This is a genomic window from Akkermansia sp. JRP_AM1 (assembly GCF_049262625.1).
GTDB lineage: Bacteria > Verrucomicrobiota > Verrucomicrobiia > Verrucomicrobiales > Akkermansiaceae > Akkermansia > Akkermansia massiliensis.
Map to the genome: position 1 here is coordinate 429,601 of NZ_CP118234.1, position 18,841 is coordinate 448,441.

18 protein-coding genes are annotated in these 18,841 nt (G+C 60.5%); all 18 read right to left on the reverse strand.

Annotated features, from left to right (window positions below; translation table 11 throughout):
• Positions 1-2: 2 nt before the first annotated feature.
• Complete coding sequence (locus tag PVA48_RS01965; protein WP_423232159.1) at positions 3-698, reverse strand: glycosyltransferase; 696 nt, start codon at positions 696-698, stop codon at positions 3-5.
• Entirely contained in the window at positions 698-1,141 is a 444-nt protein-coding gene (locus PVA48_RS01970; RefSeq protein WP_423232160.1) for a hypothetical protein, read from the reverse strand. The genes PVA48_RS01965 and PVA48_RS01970 overlap by 1 nt, the downstream gene beginning before the upstream one ends.
• 5 nt (positions 1,142-1,146) lie before the next feature.
• Complete coding sequence (locus PVA48_RS01975) at positions 1,147-2,037, reverse strand: glycosyltransferase family 2 protein (protein ID WP_102728898.1); 891 nt, start codon at positions 2,035-2,037, stop codon at positions 1,147-1,149.
• A complete protein-coding gene (locus tag PVA48_RS01980) occupies positions 2,034-3,152 on the reverse strand; it encodes a glycosyltransferase (protein WP_102728899.1) in 1,119 nt (372 codons plus the stop codon). Before PVA48_RS01980 ends, PVA48_RS01975 begins: the two co-directional genes overlap by 4 nt.
• A gap of 66 nt (positions 3,153-3,218) precedes the next feature.
• Entirely contained in the window at positions 3,219-4,187 is a 969-nt protein-coding gene (locus tag PVA48_RS01985) for a glycosyltransferase family 2 protein (RefSeq protein WP_423232161.1), read from the reverse strand.
• The gene (locus tag PVA48_RS01990; protein WP_423232482.1) at positions 4,184-4,684 is read right to left on the reverse strand and encodes a glycosyltransferase; all 501 of its coding nucleotides are present in this window, start codon (positions 4,682-4,684) and stop codon (positions 4,184-4,186) included. The genes PVA48_RS01985 and PVA48_RS01990 overlap by 4 nt, the downstream gene beginning before the upstream one ends.
• Positions 4,600-5,298 (reverse strand): glycosyltransferase, encoded by a 699-nt coding sequence (locus PVA48_RS01995; RefSeq protein ID WP_423232162.1) that lies wholly within the window; start codon positions 5,296-5,298, stop codon positions 4,600-4,602. The genes PVA48_RS01990 and PVA48_RS01995 overlap by 85 nt, the downstream gene beginning before the upstream one ends.
• A 1-nt stretch (position 5,299) precedes the next feature.
• Positions 5,300-6,487: a glycosyltransferase gene (locus PVA48_RS02000; RefSeq protein WP_215451197.1), complete on the reverse strand. Its 1,188-nt coding sequence runs from the start codon at positions 6,485-6,487 to the stop codon at positions 5,300-5,302.
• Between the two features lie 88 nt (positions 6,488-6,575).
• Entirely contained in the window at positions 6,576-7,997 is a 1,422-nt protein-coding gene (locus tag PVA48_RS02005) for a lipopolysaccharide biosynthesis protein (RefSeq protein WP_423232163.1), read from the reverse strand.
• Positions 7,994-9,184, reverse strand: a complete 1,191-nt coding sequence (locus tag PVA48_RS02010; protein ID WP_102728904.1) for a glycoside hydrolase family 88 protein — start codon at positions 9,182-9,184, stop codon at positions 7,994-7,996. The genes PVA48_RS02005 and PVA48_RS02010 overlap by 4 nt, the downstream gene beginning before the upstream one ends.
• The gene (locus PVA48_RS02015) at positions 9,181-10,344 is read right to left on the reverse strand and encodes a polysaccharide pyruvyl transferase family protein (RefSeq protein ID WP_180975246.1); all 1,164 of its coding nucleotides are present in this window, start codon (positions 10,342-10,344) and stop codon (positions 9,181-9,183) included. Before PVA48_RS02015 ends, PVA48_RS02010 begins: the two co-directional genes overlap by 4 nt.
• A complete protein-coding gene (locus tag PVA48_RS02020) occupies positions 10,337-11,362 on the reverse strand; it encodes a glycosyltransferase family 2 protein (protein WP_022396183.1) in 1,026 nt (341 codons plus the stop codon). The genes PVA48_RS02015 and PVA48_RS02020 overlap by 8 nt, the downstream gene beginning before the upstream one ends.
• A gap of 41 nt (positions 11,363-11,403) precedes the next feature.
• Entirely contained in the window at positions 11,404-12,459 is a 1,056-nt protein-coding gene (locus PVA48_RS02025; RefSeq protein WP_423232164.1) for a glycosyltransferase, read from the reverse strand.
• A gap of 52 nt (positions 12,460-12,511) precedes the next feature.
• Positions 12,512-13,021 carry a glycosyltransferase gene (locus PVA48_RS02030; protein WP_423232165.1) on the reverse strand — a complete coding sequence of 170 codons (510 nt, stop codon included), beginning with the start codon at positions 13,019-13,021 and terminating at the stop codon, positions 12,512-12,514.
• Positions 12,982-13,644 (reverse strand): glycosyltransferase, encoded by a 663-nt coding sequence (locus PVA48_RS02035; RefSeq protein ID WP_423232166.1) that lies wholly within the window; start codon positions 13,642-13,644, stop codon positions 12,982-12,984. Before PVA48_RS02035 ends, PVA48_RS02030 begins: the two co-directional genes overlap by 40 nt.
• 21 nt (positions 13,645-13,665) lie before the next feature.
• Positions 13,666-16,047 carry a GumC family protein gene (locus tag PVA48_RS02040; RefSeq protein ID WP_102728908.1) on the reverse strand — a complete coding sequence of 794 codons (2,382 nt, stop codon included), beginning with the start codon at positions 16,045-16,047 and terminating at the stop codon, positions 13,666-13,668.
• 4 nt (positions 16,048-16,051) lie between these two features.
• Positions 16,052-16,837, reverse strand: a complete 786-nt coding sequence (locus PVA48_RS02045; protein WP_022396187.1) for a polysaccharide biosynthesis/export family protein — start codon at positions 16,835-16,837, stop codon at positions 16,052-16,054.
• 18 nt (positions 16,838-16,855) lie between these two features.
• On the reverse strand, positions 16,856-18,838 hold the full coding sequence (locus PVA48_RS02050) for a UDP-N-acetylglucosamine 4,6-dehydratase family protein (protein ID WP_423232167.1): 1,983 nt from the start codon (positions 18,836-18,838) through the stop codon (positions 16,856-16,858).
• Positions 18,839-18,841: the final 3 nt, after the last annotated feature.

Below are 18,841 nucleotides of genomic sequence, written 5' to 3' on the forward strand. Positions count from 1 at the left end.
GTTTAATTGACGGAAGAGGTCCATCCACGCGGCGCAGACGGCATCCATCGCATAACGGGCCGCCTTGTTCCGGGCGGCTTCCCCATGCGGCTCCTTAGCTCCGGCTGTTCCATCAGCCGGATGATGGCGCGGGCCAGGGCGTCCGTATCCCCGGGAGGAACCAGCAGGCCGTCTTCTTCCGGGGAAATGACGTCCCGCGGACCGCACGGGCATTCAAAAGCCACGCACGGCACGCCGCACGCCATGGCTTCCACCAGCACCATGCCGAAGCCTTCAAAGAGGGAGGGGAATACCAGCATGGAGGATTGAAGCAGTTTTTCCCGCACCTCCCCTGTGGCTCCGCGCAGCAGCACGTTTTTTTCCAGCCCTTTTCCCCGGACCAGGCGTTCAAGAGAACCGCGCTCCGGACCGTCCCCCCAAATTTCCAGTTTCCAGTCCGGATGAACGGCGGCCACTTTTTCCCACGCGCGTACCAGCAGGCCGAATCCCTTCACCGGAACCAGCCGCCCAACGGCCACAGCCCGCGGACGTTCCAGGGGAGCAACCCGCTCCGGCCGCCATACGCACGGATTGGGGATGACATGCACTCCCCGCCTGCCCTTCCAGTTTTCTTCCCGGTCCTGCCGGGTGAGAACGACGGTAGCGTCATAGGTTCCCCTGCGGAGGCCGAATTCATAGAAGTCGGAAAGAGCAGCCATTACGCGCGCACGGATTCCCCCTGAAGCCGCGCATAGTCCTTCCGGTACGTTCCGGAGTAGTGGAATTCGCGCACGGTTTTCCACGGCTTGTCGCGCGACAGGCGCGGTATCATGAATTTTTCCGACTGCCCGACGGAGACGACTATATCCGGACGGAGTTCATCCAGCGCCTTCCGCAGAGCTTTCGCATGCCTCCTGCGCCGGACCAGAATGCCCTTCAGCACATACAGGAATCCCTTCCAGTCGTCCTCATAGTAGTTCACACCCAGGTGAACCACCTTCACGCCCGGAGGGAGGGAGGAAGCGGTCCGCCGGGAATCATTGGCCGTCACCAGCATTATTTCATTGCCGGGGATGGCAGCCAGGGCGGCAGCCTTGGCGCGGGTCACGGCCTGAATGCCGCCCGCCGCGTCCAGATCATCCAGTACATAGGCTATTTTCATTTCCGTTATTCCTTTCTTCCGTTTTTGGCCAGAATAAGGCCCGTCAGGACCACTCCGAACGGCAGGGCCGCCAGAGTCAGCAACGGTCGCGGTGATTCCCGCAAAAAACCCGGATTGCGGGCCAGCAGGGAGGCGGAGACGTAATGAACCGCCTCCATGAACCGCCGACGCCGGGAGGGCTGGTATTTCATTCCCTCCTTCCGCAGAAAGGCGAATCCCCGCGGGTTGAGCACGTATTGGCGGAACATGTTCCTGGAGGAGCCGTCCTCCCGGTATTCCACCAGGCAAAGCACCTTGTTCATCGTAAGCAGCGGGGCGACGCGGTCCGCCAGCATGTACTTGTAGCCCAGCCCCACGTATTTTTCACCGGGAAAGACGGGATACGGCGGCAATTGCTTCATCAGCGCGGTGCGGTACACCAGCTTCTTGTCTCCGCGGCCTCCCGCCGCATAAAACCCGGTCAATGTGGTTTCCTGCACATCCCCTGCAAAGGCCGTGCCGATGAGTTCCCCCGTCTTCACGTCCGCATCCAGCCCTGCCAGTCCGGCCACACGGTCACTTCCGTGACGTTCCCAGAATTCCAGAATGGAGGCCACGGCGTCTTCCGGCATCAGGTCGTCGGAATCCAGGCAGACATTGAGTTCCGTGTCCATCAATTCATACGCGGCATTGTGGGCGGCATGCATGCCTCCGTTTTCCTGATGGTGGCAGCGTATGTCCAGCGCGCCTTCCCGCATCCATTCCTTCACCAGTTCCTTCGTGCCGTCGGTGGAGCCGTCGTCCACCACCAGCCAGATAAAATCACGGCAGGTCTGCCGCCGCAGGCTTTCATAGCAGTGGCGCAGGCAGTCCGCCCTGTTGAAGGAGGGCGTGAAGACGGTGAGCAGGGGGTTCATGCTTCACCTCCCTGTGACAGATAGAGTTCCTGAAGCTTTTCCGCATTGCGGACGATGTCCAGCCCCGCTTCACGGATGAAGGCGGACGCATCCGTCCGTTGCCAGCCGTCCGCCAGTTCCGCTATTTTCCGCGCCCAGGCGGCGGGGGATTTTTTCAGGGACATAAAATTCACATGGCCCGGGACCACCGCTCCATCCCCCGGCACCCGGTCGGACGCCACCACGGGCAGCCCCGCCGCCTGCGCTTCCAGCATCGCAATGCCGAAGCCTTCAAACCGGGAGGGGAAGACAAAGACATCCATCCCCTGCACCAGGGCGGCAACGTCATCCCTGCCGCCCAGCAGGCGGATGCTTCCGTCCCATTCAGGCCGCTCCGCCTCCTGCCGGATCCTGCCCTCTCCTTCCCCGCCGCTTCCCACCAGCGCCAGCAGGGCGTCCGGCCTTACCGCCAGCAGGGCGCGGAAGACGCGCAGCAGGAATTCGTGGTTTTTGGGCCAGGAAAAATTGCCGATGTGGCCCACTACCAGCCTGCCTTCCCAGCCCATTTCCTTCCGCACCCGCTCCCGGACCTCCGGGGAATAGGTGAACCGCCCCGCGTCAATGGCGTTCCGGACGACGATGGCGTCACGCGCGCCCCTGCGGCCGAAAAGCCAGCGCCCGCACAGTTCGTTGCACGTGAACCGGTGGGTCAGGCAGGGACGCATCAGGTGCTTGAGCACGAAGCGGAACAGGGAGTTTTTATCAATTCCTACCGGAGAGCTGTGGGCATGCGCCGCAATGAAAGGAATGTTCCGCGCCGCCGCCTCACGATATACCCAGTAGCCCAGCTCGGAACAGTGGCCGTGAACCATCCTGTATTCCGGATGTCCGTCAAAAAAAGCCGCTATTTTTTCCTGATACGCCGCCAGACCGCGCAGGGTGATGGGCGGCAGCCTGTAAATCCGCCCTCCCAGCCTCCGGATTTCCTCTTCATAAATGCCGGGCGTCTCCCGGTGCACCAGAAAGTCAAACTGGAGCCTGCTGCGGTCCATGTGGCGGTAATAATTCATCACCATCGTTTCCGCTCCGCCGCGGTTCATGATGGTGAATACCATGAGCACTCGTTGAGGGGTCATTTTGCCAGATTCTTTTAATGGTCAGAAGGAACAGGTACAAACCGGGCACGCATCCCAGTTTCACGGTCAGGAAAAACGCTTTCCAATGCGGGGGAGAGGCGCCAGAGGCAGCTCCCTGACCGCCGTCCGGCACCAGTCCCGTTTCAGCAGTTCATGGAGAATACGGCATTTCCGGAAGGAGGAGGCCGGAGCGTCGCAGACGTTCAAGCCCAGGAAAATGACGGAGAGCGCCATGCGGTTCCGCAGGGCCTGCTCCGCTTCCGGATAAGCTCCGCTTTCCCGCACCTGCCGCTCCATCCGGCGGAAGAGTTCCTCCCACTGGTCCGCCAGCTCCGGCTTGTACCGCTTGGTCAGGGCTCCCGCCGCCGTCTTCCGGTAATGGTAGAAGGTGGTGGGGATGTACACCGCCCTGCGGGCCGCCCGGAACAGGGAAAGATTGCAGAGCACGTCTTCCGCGGAGCCGATCAGGGCCGTGTCCACGAAGGAGGCTTCCCCTTCCCGGAACAGGGAACGCCTGTAGAGCTTGCCCCAGGCCGTACCGTAGGAGTCCAGCCGTTCCGGACGCCCCAGTTCAGCCCCGGACGGCCCCAGGAGCCGGTTCCTCAGCCATTCCATGGATTCCCCTTCAAACACCCGCTCCTCGCGCCAGAACAGCACCGGGGCGGACGCCGTTCCATATTCCCTGGCATAGCTCCAGAACACGATGTCCGCGTCCCTTCCCAGCATGGCTTTCATCGCGTCCGCGCAGGCGTGTTCGTCCAGCCAGTCGTCCGCGTCCACAAACATCACGCATTCCCCTTCCGCCAGCTCCAGCCCGGCATTCCGGGAGGCGGACAAGCCGGAGTTTTCCCGGCAAGCCACCTGCACCCGGCCATCCCGGCGGCGCAGTTCTTCCAGCATGTCCCCACTGGAGTCCGTGGAACCGTCATTCACGCAGATGACCTGAATATCCCGGTACGTCTGGTTCAGAATGCTTTCCATGCAGCGGGAAAGATAAGCCTCCGCGTTATAGACGGGAACGATGACGGAAATCACGGCTTGCCTCCTTTCCTTTCCTGAAGGATGCGGCGGAACAGGCCGTCCCATTGGGCCGCCACCGTTTCAGCCGCGTACCGCTTCACATTTTCCCGCGCTTTCGCGGCCATGGAGGAGCGCAGTTTTTCATTCCCCATCAGAAGTTCCAGGGCGGAAGCCAGTTCCGCCACCTTTCCCGGCCGCGCCAGAAGGCCGTCCTCCCCATGGCGGATGATGTCGCCGGGACCGCAGGGACAGTCAAAGGCCACGCACGGCACGCCGCACGCCATCGCCTCCGCCAGCATCATGCCGAATCCTTCATAGCGGGAAGACATCGCACAGATGGAAGAGGCCAGATACTCCCGCATGATCTCCCGCGTGGGGGGATGCAGCAGGAAGCTTTCCTCCAGCCCTGCGGCCCGTATCTCTTTCCTCAGCATCCCTCCGTCCTTTTCCGCTCCGAACAGCTCCACCTTCCATTCCGGAAATTTACCGTGCGCCTTTTTCCAGGCGGCCAGAAGCGCTCCGTAGTTTTTCTGGGGGAAACCTTGCCGACGGCAATCACCCTTTTTTCTTTTCCGGAAGAGGGTGCCTCCGGATAAAACGGCAGGGGATTGGGAATCACCTCCACATTCGCCATGGGCCATTCCTCCCGGTTGCCGGGCGTCAGCACCACAAAACGGGAGAAGCGTTTTCCCAGGAACCGCATCAGGGCGAATTCCAGTTTCATGAGAGCGGAAGATTTCAGGCCGTCCGCCTGAATCAGCCGGGAAACGTGGCGTTCATAGACCACGGGGCAGCCGCAGCCCGTCAGCAGGAAGGGAATCCAGAACCCCTTGAAGCCGTCGTCGCAAACGGAAACGACAGCAGGCTTGGCGGCGCGCACCGCCTTCCGAACGCCGCTTGCCCAGGCCTTCAGCCTCGCGGCGGGATTTCCCTGCATGCGCACGTCATGGACGTGAATGCCGGGCCAGAAGTCATAAAAAGGCTCCTTTCCTTCTTCATTCAGCGTCAGGATATGGATTTCATCCCCGTACCGTTCCGCCAGCAGGCGCGTCCGGACGGAGAGCACCCGTTCCAGCCCTCCCGCTCCGGCGATGCCGTTGGTGATATACAAAAGCCGTCTTCCCATGTCAGATCAATGCCTCCAGTTTCAGGATTTCATTACGGTTGCCGTAGTCACGCCTCCGGCATTCCGCAGACAGGCTTTCCAGGCGCGCGTCATCCTTCAGCAGCCGGAACAGGGCCAGCGCGGCACCTTCCTCGTCATTCGGGATGATGATTCCGTCCACGCCGTCTTCCAGATGCCCGGCGGAGGTCGGAAAGTTTGTAATGGCTACGGGCCGTCCCAATATCTGCGCCTCCCTCACCGCCACGGCCCTTCCCTCATACCGGGACGGCTGCACATACAGCCCGCAGGCGGCCATGTACGGGTAGGGATTGGCCTTTTTACCCAGAATGACCACGTGTTCCCGCATGCCGCAGGCGGCAATTTCACGGCGCAGGGACATTTCATCCCCGTAGCCGATGAGGTACCAGCGCAGTTTTTCCATCCCCATTGCCACCAGGCGCGCGGCCAGCCTGACGGCGCGGTCCATCCCTTTGGCATGGGAGAACCTTCCCACGGTGCACAGGGACGGGGCCCCCTCCATCACGGCGGAAACGTCTTCCAGAGCGGCCTGTTCCCTCACCGCTTCCGGGGAAACGATGTTCTGCATCTCCACCAGCTTATCCTCCAGTTCCGGAAAGCGGGACAGGAAGCCCCTCCCTGCCTGCGGGGAAATGGAGATGATGCGGTCATAGCTGCGCCACACCGGCAATTCACGCTCCACATTGATTCCGATGGAGGAGTAGTCCGTATGAATCCAGGCTATTTTCCTGCGGGCCAGCACCTTGTCCCGGACGATGCGGTGGGGCGTCAGGAAGCTGATGGCCAAGTCATACACGCCCAGCTTTTTCAGGGAAGGAAGAAACGGGGAGACGGCGGCGGCGGCATCGTCAAAGACGGCGTAGTTTTCACGGCCTTCCAGCCGTTTTCCAAAACGGGCGGAACGCCGCTTGGCCCACAGGCGCGCGGCGGCAATGCCCAGCCTCCCTTCCTTCAGGATGTCCTTTACCGGACGGGACAGCGCACGGTAGGAGGGAAGTTCCGGCAGAAGGTTCACTTTATCCGGAATCAGCGGCATCAGCTCTCCGGAATGGCGGTAAACGAACAGGTCCACGCGGAAGCGGGAGGCGTCCAGCGCATCCAGCAGCCCCAGCAGAGCGCGTTCCGCGCCCCCCAGCTCCATGTATTGAATGGCTATGAATATACGTTTCATCTGCATGCCAGCGTGCGCATGTGGCCCATCAGCCCGCGGAAGGGGGACGTCCTGAACAGCACGAGTACGTCCAGCCCCAGCGGAATGACTACGGAAATAATGCCCCACATGAACAGGTCCGCCAGGGGGAGGAAAAATAGGAACGGGCGCAGAGGGGATACGTCAGCGCATATCCCGCCGCCGCCAGCAGCAGGTACCATCCGTACGTGATGAAGTACCGCCTCAGGGGCTGGTGGAATACATGCCTGTACACCAGCCGGGGGAATTGCCAGACGCCGATGGAAAGAAGGCTGAGCGTCGCGGCCAGCAGCACGCCCGTAATCCCCCACCACTGCACCAGCGTGACGGAAAGCGCGACGTTGAGCACGCCCTGGAGAAGCGGGGAGTACCGGTCCTGGTGAAAGATGCCCGCCTTGGTCTTGAACACCATGGCGGAACGCCTCATGCCCACCACGAAGAAGTTCAGGATGATGACGAACGAGCAGGCCCCGGAGAGCATGTATTCAGGCCCCAGCCACCAGACGATGAAGGGATTCAGCGTGTTCAGCAGAACGATGGAGGACACCCCTGAAATCAGAAAGTTAATCAGGAAAACCCTCTTGAAAATCTCGTACACATGCCCTCTGTCCTCACTGGCGATCAGGTTGCCCACGCTTTCCGCCATGCTGTTGATCACCTGCATGATGAAGGTGGAAATGGTTCCCACCACCAGCATGTAGTTGGAATAGAAGCCCACCGCCGCCAGCCCCACGAAGCTGGAAATGACGATGTTGCTGGTGGAATGCATGAAGTAGCCGCCCACGCTGTGCAGGAACAGGGCCTTGACGTTGACGACGATCTGGCTTTTCGTCACGGCGTCCAGGGCATGGGAGACCCTGCTCCTGACGTAGGGGTACAGGGCATCCACCTTGCGCACCATCGCCACGTTGAACCCCGCCAGGAACAGGGATTCCACCACCAGGTACAGGACGTAGTTGCCCGTCCAGTACAGGATGGCCAGCTTGGACAGGTTCAGCCCCACCTGATAGATGAAGTTAATGGCGCCCAGCCTGTAATTTTTCTGGTCCGCGTTGATGAGGGAATTCTTGTACGCCGTCAGGTACGGCAGGATGGAGTTGAAGACAAAGATGAAATAAACCAGCGCCAGGTAGTCCAGATGCCCCTCGTCCTTGATGAAACAGCCAAGGAACGGATACAGGCACAGGCACAGGATGAGCACGGCGGCGGCAATGATGCGGTACACCTTGCGGTAAAATTGCAGCAGGGCCAGAATCCGCGGCCGGTCGTTCTCCGCCAGAGGCTTGTAGAGGTGAAAAACCACGCTGGTTCCAAAGCCGGACTCCAGCAGCGTGACAGCGGCCAGGATGTTGGTCAGCAGGCCGTTGAGGCCCAGGTACTCCACCCCTATCTCATTGACGAACAGCTTGCGCGTCACAAAGCCCAGCAGGGTCATCGTGACCATCAGGCTGATGGTCACCAGAAAGTTCTTGCCGGAGTTCAGCGTTCTCACGCCTTACCCTCCTCCCCGTTGAGTTCCACGCTCAGCCGCAGGGCCATTCCCTGGGCGAACGGCATCAGGCTCCACACGTCGGAATACATGCCGATGCCCTTGGTATCCCCCTGGCACATGTCCAGCACGCCGTTGCGGCGCGTCACCCCCATCAGCGCCTTTTCCGCACGGAAGGCGGCTTTCAGAAAACGCTCCTCTCCGGAAATACGGTAGGCGGCCAGCAGCAGAAGGCCCAGCAGGGCCGTTCCGGAAGATTCAAACACGGATTCCGGCCTGGCGACCATCCAGCCGAAGCCGCCGTTTTTCTTTTGCAGGGGCAGCAGTTCCTCCGCCAGCGCCAGAATGCGCCGGGCCATTCCAGCCGCCTCCGGCCTCCCGTGCCGAGCCATCAGGCGGTAAAGCTCACACAATCCCAGCGCGTACCAGCCCAGGCCCCGGGACCAGTCATACAGCCCCAGCGGGTAGCCGCGCTCCATTTCAAAGCCATGGGCGGGGAAGGAAGAACCCGGCAGCAGGGCCATATCATATTCCTCCACCTGCTTCACCGCCAGGTTCCAGTATTCCCCTTTTCCCGTACGTGCCGCGCAGGCGGCCGCCAGCGGGCAGGCCAGCCCGATCGCATCCACGTAACGCACGCCGGGCTGCCTGCGCCTGTAGGCCAGCGTTCCCGCCCCCGTCCGCAGGGATTCCAGCAATGCGGCGGAAGCCTCCGCCACCTGGTCCGCCCCGCGGCATCCGGCCTCCAGCACGGCATAATCCAGCAGCAGCCGGTCCGCCTCCCACCGTTCCGGCTCCGGAACGGCCAGGCAATTCCTAACCAGTTCATGTTCCTCCAGACTGTGGCGCAGCCTTTCCTTCAACGCCTCATCCTTCCTGTCCGCGGCATAGACGTGCAGACCCAGGAACAACCCAGCCGCCTGCCACCCCTGAATGGCGGCGTCCGCGTAGGTTCCCCGCGCCATCTCCCACAGGATGCGCCTGCCCTGGTCCCTTTTGGGAACGGCCGGCATGCGCCGCGTCCATGCCGCGGCCGTCCGGGCCAGGGCCTCCTGCCACGCGCGCCGGTCCTGCCAGCGCCCGATATGGAAACGCCCCGCCAGAGTCCCCAGGAATCGCCAGGCATCCACGCAAACCACGGCCAGAACCAGCAGGAGCAGGACGGACAAGATGGAAACGTACGCAATCATGACCGCTTCAACAGGGTTGAAAGTTCTTCCGGCAAACGCGCCAGGCGTTCCCGATACGCGGGGATTTTTTCCGCATAGGCGGCCTTCAGGCCGTCCTCCCTTTCCATCATCCGGATAAACGCCTTCCTCAACTCGCCAGGGTCATCCATCGCCTGCACGGGCAGCACGTGGCCGTCTTCCGTCCCGAACAAATCGCGGGCAATCCCCCTGGCCTTCACGGAATATCCCGCCACCAGCGTGGGAACGCCCGTGGAATAGGCGGCAATGGAGGCGTGGGTACGGGCGGCCACCAGGAAACGGCACCGGGAAATGCAGCCCTTCAATTCCTCACAGGGGGCGTCCCCAACCATAACGACGCGCCCCGTGTGCCGGAAACGCTCCCGCAACGCGCCCAGCGGCTTCCGGTCATCGTTGCCGGGCCACACCACATGGGGAATGAGGGCCACATTCATATCCGTAGCTTCCAGCAGGTATTCCACCAGCCGCACATAGTTTTCCATCACGGCCCCGGCCCTTCCCTCATGGCCGATAATCAGGGGGCTGACGTTGATGCCGACCATGTTCCCTTCCTTCCAGCCCTCCGGCAAAGGCCCCTCCTTCACCGGAAGGGCAAACGCCGGGTCCGGGTACAGCACCGTGCGGAGGCACCCGCATTCCAACAGGGCGTCGCAGGTCAGGGATTCCCTCGCCACAATCAGGTCAAAGGCCCGGAGGTCCTCCAGCATCCGCCCCTTCATATCCTTCCGTTCCAGGGAACACCCCCACAGGACGGCGGGCACGCCGGCGCGGCGCAGCAGGTCGTTCTGCAAATAAATATGCACGGGCTCCCCGTAGCAGTAATTGTCCCCGCCGCTGCACAGGGCCAGGTCCGCACCCTCCTTCACGATGCCGCCGAACGCGAGCCGGTCAAAGGCGTCACGGACGCCCAGCACGCGCCGCCGCAGCCACGCGCCCGCATACCCGGAGGAGCACCTCCGGATGGGCCGCTGTTCCGGCAGCACCCTCACCACTTGTTCCAGCCCATAACGCCTGTCTTCCCCGCACGCGGAGGAGAATAGAACACCCTGTCCGGGACGGAGCAGCAGCATCGTGGACCTGACAATCGCCTCGCAGCCGTGATTGCCGCTGCCTCCATGGGGATATAAAAGAATCTTATGCATGCCCATTCGATTTATTTTTTCCGGCGCGCGCGCCTTCCATCAGCAGGAACAGGCAGAAGGGCCAGCGGTTGAATAAACACATGCTCATCCACCCGGGACAGTGGAACACCCCGGGATAAGCGCGCAGCAGGTTGTTTTCCGGCGTTCCCACAATGGTTCTCACCGCCTTCATGCGCTCCGCCAGGCCGTACCGGTCCCTGAAACGGTAGATTTCAAACAGGGCGTTGTACACCAGCCCCCACCAGCGGAAGGCCAGGTATTCCTCGATTGACGCCCCTTCCAGCCCCCTGGTATGGAAGTACTTCCGCTCCAGGCGGAACTGCCTGACAATCCAGATGAATTTTTCCGGGACAAAACGCGTGGACAGGGTGCCTTCCTCCGCCCGGCGATAGAAGTATCCGGCCTTGTCCACCGTTCTCAAACGCCTGATGTATTTCAGGTACGCCATGTTGAACATCAGGTCCTCTCCATAGGAAACGTCCTCCGGAAAGCGTATGGAATGCCGGGACAGCAGGGTGCGGCGGTACAATTTCACCACCGGGCCAAAAAGCAGGAAGGAACGGAACAGCCGTACCCAGGCTTCCTCCTCTCCGGGCCTGGCGTCCAGCTCCATGGGCTGCGGCACCGTCACTTCATCCTTTTTCCCGGCGCGGACGGAGCACAGCCCTTCCACCACCAGGTCGCAGGCGCCGTCCTCCACGGCGGAGACCAGTTCCTGAAGGTAGGAGGGGGTCACCCAGTCATCCCCGTCAATGAAACACAGCCAGCGGCCGTCCGTTTCCTTCATGCCGCGGTTCCTGGCGGCGGAAACCCCCATGTTCCTGTCCAGATGGATGACCCGGACGCGCTCGTCCCCGGAAGCCAGCCTGTCGCACAGCGGGCCGCTCCCGTCCGTGGAGCCGTCATCCACCAGGCAGACGTCAAAATCCGTGAAGGTCTGGTCCAGCACGGACCCCACGCATTTTTCAAGGAAACGCGCGGCGTTGAACACGGGAATAATGACGGATACGGAGGGCATGGCGGTTCAGCGCGTTTCTTCAAAAAGTTCTTTCACGGCATTCATCTGCCCATCCAGGTCAAACCGGCTCCCCCGCGGAGCGCCCGCCCGCAATAGTCCCGGCGGTCCGCCTTTCCCGTCAGAATATCTTCCAGGGCGCGGTAAAGCCCCAACAGGTGGTTTTCCGCAATCAACCCGAATTCCCCGTCCCCAAGCTGCTCCCGGACTCCGGAACACAACGTGGCCGCCACGGGCGTGCCGAGAATCAGGCTCTCGGAAATCACGGTGGAATACCCCTCGCTGCGGGAGGAACAGACCAGCCAGTCCGCCGCCTTCACGTAGGGATACGGATTTTCCAGTTGCCCCAGCAGGGATATCCTGCCCTGCAAGTTCCCCTCCGCAATCATGCGTTCCAGCGTCTTCCTTTCAGGCCCCTCCCCCAGAATCCAGAGATGGAAGGAGAAGCCCTCCTGAGCCAGATAGCGGCACGCCGTCACCAGCCGGTCAAATCCCTTCTGGCGCACGAGACGGCCGGAAGCGCAGAACAGGACGGCCCCTTCCGGACGTTCCGGAACGGATTTCCCCGCCTTTTCCCGGACGCGCGGAACGTCCACGGGGTTGTAAACCACCCGCGCATCCTGCAACGGACCAGCCAGGGCCAGCAGGGAGTCCCGGACATTCCGGGAGACGCAGGCCACCGTGTCAAAACGGCGGTAAACGGCCTTTTCCTCTTCCGCGTTCCGGTAGGCCGGCAGCGTCCAGTGGTTGGCGGCCAGGTCAATGTGGACCCAGGCCAGTTTCCGGCTTCCGGCATGGGGGGAGCCGGCGGCTATCCGCGTGGCGTAGCCTTCAATGAAGGCGGCCTCCACGTCATAGGTTCCGCGAATGAACAAGCGGTAGAAAACGGAAGAAGGGAAATGCCTGTAAACCAGCAATTTCAGACCGTTCCGGATTTTGACGAGCAGGCGCGCCCAGGGGCCGTCCTCCTCCCGGAGGGCGTCAAACAGGAAACGGACGGACACATTCCGGGGGTAGCCGGACGGGATGTCCTCCTTCCTGATGGAATAAACGACCACCTGCCACCGGTTTCCGTTCCAGCGGTTCAGCAGGGTTTGCAAATTTTTTCCGCACCGCCGCCGGACAGGCTGTTGACAAAAAACGCCACCTTCTTCATTTCATTTCCTCCAGCAAATGCTCCACCTTCCGCACGGCGCTTTCATAAGCAACCTCATCCCCGCCCCGGGCCGCCCTTTCCCTCCAATCTTCACAGGATTCCCTGCCGGAAAGGAAATCCTCCATGCCGCCGGCCAGCGCCCCATCATGATTTTCCACAATGCGCCCGAACCTTCCCATGCCAAGCTGTTCCCGCACGCCGGAACACTCCACGGCCAGAACAGGCAGGCCCAGCGCCAGCGCCTCCGTGACCACGGTGCTCATTCCCTCGCTGCGGGAGCTGCATACGAATACATCGGCAGTGGCCATCCACGGGTAGGGATTCTCCCGGAAGCCGGGCATCAGCACGGAGTCCGCCACTCCCAGAGCGGCGGCCTGGCTTTCCAGCTCCCGCCTCCGGCTTCCTTCCCCCAGAATCACCAGTTCCGCCTGCCATCCGCGCTCCTTCAAGCGGGCCAGCGCGGCAATCAGCCGGTCAAAGCCCTTCTGTTCTTCCAGACGCCCCACGGAAACAAAGCGGAAACACTTTTTTCTGGCACTTCCTCCGCAGCGGAGGCTCCGGAACGCACGGCATCCCGGTCCACCGGATTGTGCAGGACGACGGACCCGGCATGCGCTCCAAAGCGCCGTTCAAACGCTTCCCTGACGGTTTGCGACACATGCGCCACGGTTTGAAAACGGGCGTAAGCCTTCCTTTCCTCCTCCAGCGACCGGAACACCGGCCCCTGCGTCCAGGGCCGGGCCTCCAGGTCCACATGGACCCACGCCAGCCTCCGGGCCTTCCCTTCCGGAGCGGCTGCAAGAAGGCGCGTGGGAAACCCTTCCGTAAAAGCCGCCTCCACATCGTAATCCCCGGCAATGCACCACTTGTAAATCCAGCCCGCAGGCAGAAAACGGTACACCAGAGCGTACTTGAGCCGGTAGAGCCAGCCCCGGCCGCCCACGATGGTGCGGTAATGCGCGTATTTTCCTACTTCCTCCCGGTACGGACCGCAGTCCACCACCGTGCACACCGTCACGTCAAAACGCTCCCGGTCCAGGCCGCGCACCAGCCCGGAGAGAACTTTCTCCGCCCCTCCCCCGGACAGGGATTCCACCAGGAACAGGACTTTCAGACGGGAACGCGGCATAAGACGGGCTTCTGAAACGAATTATTTTCCCGCGCACGGGGAGGAGGTGTCCAGGCTTCTGTACACGGCATACCCGCGGGAAGAGCGGCCATGGGGCTCCACGTCGCACAGGACGATGCCCATGCGCTTCAGCTCTCCGTTTTTCCAGATCTTCTGCAATCCGGCCAAATCACGCTTCTTCACGCAGCCGGCCCGCATGACGTACAGCGTAACGTCGGCCAGCCGGGCGACGATGCGCGCATCCGCCAGGGAGGAGTAGGGAACGCAGTCCATGAAGATGAAATCATACTGCTCCTTTACTTCCTCCATCAGCTTCCTGATGCGGTCATGCAGCAAAAGCCGGGAGGGATGGTCCGGCACGGTTCCCGCAAACAGGTAATCCAGGTGGTCGGAAACGGGGGATTGTTCCACCAGGGAACGCCAGCCGCCCTCCCCGGCCTGCTCCAGATCCCCCAGGCCCGGCTTTCCGGCTCCGCCCAGCAGGGCGCTGAGCGCCCCTTTTCTTAAATCCATATCCATCAGCAGCACCTTCTTTCCGGCCACGGCCAGGGAAAGGGCCAGGTTCACGGAAAGATAGGTTTTCCCCTCCCCGGAACAGGTGGACGTAATCAGGACGCTGAGGGGGTTCCCCTCGTTCCCGTCGGAAAGGGCCACCATGCGTTCCGCCAGCAGGGGGAAGCATTCGGACAGCTCGGAAGGTTCTTCCAGATTCACCACGATTTCCTGGTTCTTCAGCTTCCGCGGCTTGCGCGGCAGTTCCCCGTACACGGGAATGGAGGTCAGGGTTTCTATTTCCTTCCGGCGCTTCACGCTGGAATCCAGCATGGCCGCGACCACGCACAGGAACACGGGAATAGCCATCCCGGCCAGAAATCCCACCATCAGAATCTTGGGAACGTTCGGCTCCAGCGGACCGTTGCCGCCCCGCACGCCGTCCACCATCCGCGCGTTGTCTTCCGTGGCGGCCAGGGCCAGGGAATTTTCCTCCCTCTTGTTCAGCAGGAGAACGTACAGGGATTCCCGGACGCGCTGCTCGCGTTCAATGTGGTTGACGGCCCTTTCCCTGCTGGAAACATTCCTGATATGCTCCCGCGTCTGCTCATGCTGGTCCTGCACGTTCTTCTTCTTGACCAGCAGGGACGTATAGTAGTTATTCACGGAACGCTTCAACGCATCCTTCAGGGAGTTCAAATTGGCCTCCAATTCGCGGATAATCGGATTATTGTCCCCGGCATTCACCTTCAGGCTCGTCCTTTTCAGCAGGGTGTCATTAAAAACGCTGATCTGGTCCCGGATGCCCATGTCCGCTATCTTTGAATTGATGGGGACCAGCCTGGCGTCATGCTCGGCCTCCTGCTCCAGGTAATCTTTCAGGTATTCTATGGACTTGATTTCAAGCTCCAGCTCTCTCAAATCCTTCTTGTCATTGAGGCTGTTCTCATATTCCTCCGTGAGGGCCGTGGACAGGTCCGTCAGAACGTCCGTCTCCTTTTTCAGATCTTCAATGGCGAGGTCATTTTTCTTCATCTCCTCACTGATGACGTCCAGGCGATCTCCGATGAACTCGTTCGTCTTTGTGCCGCGCTTGTTCTTTTCCTCCAGGGACGCCTCATTGTAAAAATGGACGATGCTGTACAGAATATCCTCCGCCTTCACCGGATTATTGCAGCGCATGGAAATGTTGATCAAATCATTCTTTCCGCTCGCCTTTCTGACGGTCAGGCCGCTTCCCAGCCCCATCGCCGCATTCTTCACGGAAGTTCTCCTGACAATCACGGGAACGTTCAGGCTGCTTTCGTCAAACTTGGGAGTTTTCTCCACGATGAAGGCCTGGGAGTCAAACCGGATTTCCTTGCCGAAGACGCCCGTCTCATGCCCGTGATGATCCTTCTCATCCTTTTCCAGGCGGAATTCCGTTCCGGAAACGGGAATCACCAGGAACCGGGCGTCAGCCGTTTTTCCCTCCTGCGTGAACTGCGCCGCAATAGGGGAGTCCTGATAAATTTCCACCTTCCGGAACCCGTTCTTCTTCCAGTAGGTGACGTCCAGCTTCAAATTCCGGACTACCGTTTTCAGCAGGGAATGGGAGGAAAGCAGGAAAATTTCATTGTCCAGATTGGTGGCGCCCGTGTTGACTATTCCGTTGGTGGAGGCCAGCACCGTGGCGGCCACGGATTCCCTGGGGTAATCATCCTTGATGAGGATGGTGGTGGCCTTTCCGTACACCTGGGGCTGCCGCGCCGCGTACAGATAGGCCAGGGGCAGGCAAATGCAAAGGGAAAGCACGCACCAGTACCATTTCCGGACAATCCGGCCCATGATGGCCCTGGGGCTGGGAAGCAGGGATACCGGCGCGGCGCCGCCGGCATCCAGGGATTCCTTCTTGGGGGAGAGGTCTTTCATGGGATTAAATGCAGAAGGCCAGAATGACCATGGCAATGGAGGTGCCGGAAATCAGGTAGGGATAAATCTGGAGCTGTTCGCTACGCGTGTTCACCTTCCTGTCCGACGGAGTGACGTAAATGACGTCATTCTGCTGGATGTAGTAGTAGGGGGAATGGAACAGGTCGCTGTTCCGCAGGTCCACCTTGGACGCAATGCGCTCTCCCTGTGATTCCCGGATAACGTAAATGTCACGGTTGCCGTCCATGTTCAGGTCTCCGGCCTTGCTCAGCGCTTCCAGCAGCGTCAGGCGTTCCCCCTTGATTTCATAATTGCCCGGCTTGGACACTTCCCCGAGCACGGAGAATTTGAAGTTCATCAGGCGCACGCTGACGGCGGGGTCCTTGATGTACCCTTCCCTGATGATTTCACTTTCAATGTCGTTCGCCAGCTGGGTGCAGGTTTTGCCCACGGCCTTGATTCTCCCCAGAACGGGGAACACGATGTCGCCGTCCGTGTTCACGAAGTACCCGCGCTCGTCATCCCTGGGGCTGGAAACGCTGCCGCTGTCCTTGTTGAACATCTGCGCGAGCGTGGGATTCTTGCTGCTGACGGAAATGAACAGGCGGTCATCCTTTTTGATGACTATCTTATATTCCTTCCCGATGGACGCTTTCTGGTCCAGCACCAGGTTCTGGACGTAATTGACTTCTTCAGGCTTGACGCAGGCGGGAAGCGCGCACGCCAGGGCGGCGGCCACCAGCAGGCGGCTCCACAGGGAGGGATGGCGGAACAGATGTAGGTATTTCATTGGATGATTAAGCAGAGGTTAGATGGTAAGGGGTTTCTTCAAGTCCAGGTAGTCGTACTTAGCGTAGGGAGAGTTGTTGCTCTTGTATTCGGGTATCAATTGCTTCATGGCGCGGATGGTATCCTCCAGATGGTGGGCTTCCGCATGCCGCACCAGCTCTTCAAAGGCTTCCTTCAGCTCGGACATGTCATATTTCCGGGTCTGGAAAATGCGGATGCGCTGGTGGGAGGTTTCCAGCGTATGTTCATAGTCCGCCAGAAGTTCTTCATAAAGTTTTTCGCCGGGGCGCAGTCCGGTGAAGACGATGCGGATATCCTTCAGCGGAGAGAGCCCTGCCAGGCGAATCATTTTTTTAGCCAGCTCCACGATTCTGACCTGTTCCCCCATGTCGAAGACGAAAATCTCCCCGCCCTGCCCCATGGCGTTCGCTTGCAGAATCAGGCGGCAGGCTTCCGGGATGGTCATGAAATAGCGGATCATTTCAGGATGGGTGACCGTAACGGGCCCTCCCTTCCTGATCTGCTCCTTGAACAGGGGAATAACGGAGCCCGCGCTTCCCAGCACATTGCCGAACCTCGTGGTAATGAATACGGTGGCGCCTTTTCCGCTCTTTTTCAGCAGGGCTTCCCCCAGGCTCTGCACGTACATTTCAGCCAGCCGCTTGGTGGCGCCCATGACGCTGGTGGGGTTCACCGCCTTGTCCGTGGAGACCATGACGAAACGCTGCACCCCGTACTTGACGGCCAGGGAGGCCAGATGCATGGCCCCCTTCACGTTATTGACCACGGCCGTGCACGGGTTCTCCTCCATCAGCGGAACATGCTTGTAGGCGGCCGCATGGAAAATCACATCCGGCCGGTACAGCTTCATGCTTTCCTCCAGCTGGCGGCGGTGGCAGACATTGGTGATGGAAGTGGCAACGGGAACGTGGGGATATGATTTTTCCACCTCCTGGCGCACCAGCCACAGCGGCGTTTCCGCGTGGTCCAGCAGAACGATCCGGCGCGGGGAAAACCGGCACAGCTGCCTGACCAGTTCGCTTCCTATGGAGCCGGCCGCGCCCGTCACCATCACCACCTTGCCCTTGATGCCGCCAGAGATTTTTTCCATGTCGATGCTGATTTCCTCCCGCTCCATCAGGTCTTCAATCTGCACTTCATCCACGGCCACGCCGGAATATTCGTGAAACGACTGGAACAGGTCGTGGGAAATCATCAGTTCAATCCCCTTTTCCAGGCAGACGTCCGCCAGCTTCTTATCTCCCAGCAAATCGTCCTTCCCCACAAAAACGACTCCCGACGCCTGGAACACATTCAAGGCCGTCTCCACCTCCGCGGCCTCCTTGATCAACCGTATCGGAATCTCCTTGATTTCCTTGCCGTCCGCCTCCGGAGCGGAAGTCAGGATGCCCACCACTTCATATTCCTCACTTTTCAGGCTTCTGATAAGGGAGGCTTTCAGGAGGCAGGCGTCCAGCTTGCCCACCAGCGCAATCCTCTTGCGCCCGGTCGTCGTGAGAGAGGAAACGGATTCGCTGGAATTGAGGTGTTCCAGCCATCTTCTTCCGCCGATGCACGCCATGCGGCACCCGATCAGGACCAGGAAGGTGATGACGAAATTGAAAATGGCGCAAACGACATGCCCCTTGTAATACGCGGGCCAGAGAAGAATGTTAAAGAGGCACAGCAGCATGCTGGCCAGCAGGATGGCCGCCATCAGCTTCTGCAAGTCCTTCATGGTCGTGAACCGGACCAGGGTCTTGTAAACGCCGGACCGCCAGAGCATGGTGCCCGTGACAGCGAGATTGAAGAGGAGGGCTACCCCCATGTGCTTGTCCACCCAGTCACCCTTGTAAATCCATTCCCCGTAATAGCAGGCCAGCAGCGTGACCAGGGAGGAAAGCCCCAAATCCAGCAGGAAGATGAATTTCCCGCTGGCATTCAGCAGATAATGCCGGGCGTAATAGAGGAATTTTGAAATCTGGCTATGAGTCTCGGTCATAAG

What these genes read in the sequence shown, in the direction of transcription:
- PVA48_RS01965 (WP_423232159.1), bottom strand. Translation starts at nt 698, where the DNA reads ATGGCTGCTCTTTCCGACTTCTATGAATTCGGCCTCCGCAGGGGAACC.
- PVA48_RS01970 (WP_423232160.1), bottom strand. Translation starts at nt 1,141, where the DNA reads ATGAAAATAGCCTATGTACTGGATGATCTGGACGCGGCGGGCGGCATT.
- PVA48_RS01975 (WP_102728898.1), bottom strand. Translation starts at nt 2,037, where the DNA reads ATGAACCCCCTGCTCACCGTCTTCACGCCCTCCTTCAACAGGGCGGAC.
- PVA48_RS01980 (WP_102728899.1), bottom strand. Translation starts at nt 3,152, where the DNA reads ATGACCCCTCAACGAGTGCTCATGGTATTCACCATCATGAACCGCGGC.
- PVA48_RS01995 (WP_423232162.1), bottom strand. Translation starts at nt 5,298, where the DNA reads ATGGGAAGACGGCTTTTGTATATCACCAACGGCATCGCCGGAGCGGGA.
- PVA48_RS02000 (WP_215451197.1), bottom strand. Translation starts at nt 6,487, where the DNA reads ATGAAACGTATATTCATAGCCATTCAATACATGGAGCTGGGGGGCGCG.
- PVA48_RS02010 (WP_102728904.1), bottom strand. Translation starts at nt 9,184, where the DNA reads ATGATTGCGTACGTTTCCATCTTGTCCGTCCTGCTCCTGCTGGTTCTG.
- PVA48_RS02015 (WP_180975246.1), bottom strand. Translation starts at nt 10,344, where the DNA reads ATGCATAAGATTCTTTTATATCCCCATGGAGGCAGCGGCAATCACGGC.
- PVA48_RS02020 (WP_022396183.1), bottom strand. Translation starts at nt 11,362, where the DNA reads ATGCCCTCCGTATCCGTCATTATTCCCGTGTTCAACGCCGCGCGTTTC.
- PVA48_RS02035 (WP_423232166.1), bottom strand. Translation starts at nt 13,644, where the DNA reads ATGCCGCGTTCCCGTCTGAAAGTCCTGTTCCTGGTGGAATCCCTGTCC.
- PVA48_RS02040 (WP_102728908.1), bottom strand. Translation starts at nt 16,047, where the DNA reads ATGAAAGACCTCTCCCCCAAGAAGGAATCCCTGGATGCCGGCGGCGCC.
- PVA48_RS02045 (WP_022396187.1), bottom strand. Translation starts at nt 16,837, where the DNA reads ATGAAATACCTACATCTGTTCCGCCATCCCTCCCTGTGGAGCCGCCTG.
- PVA48_RS02050 (WP_423232167.1), bottom strand. Translation starts at nt 18,838, where the DNA reads ATGACCGAGACTCATAGCCAGATTTCAAAATTCCTCTATTACGCCCGG.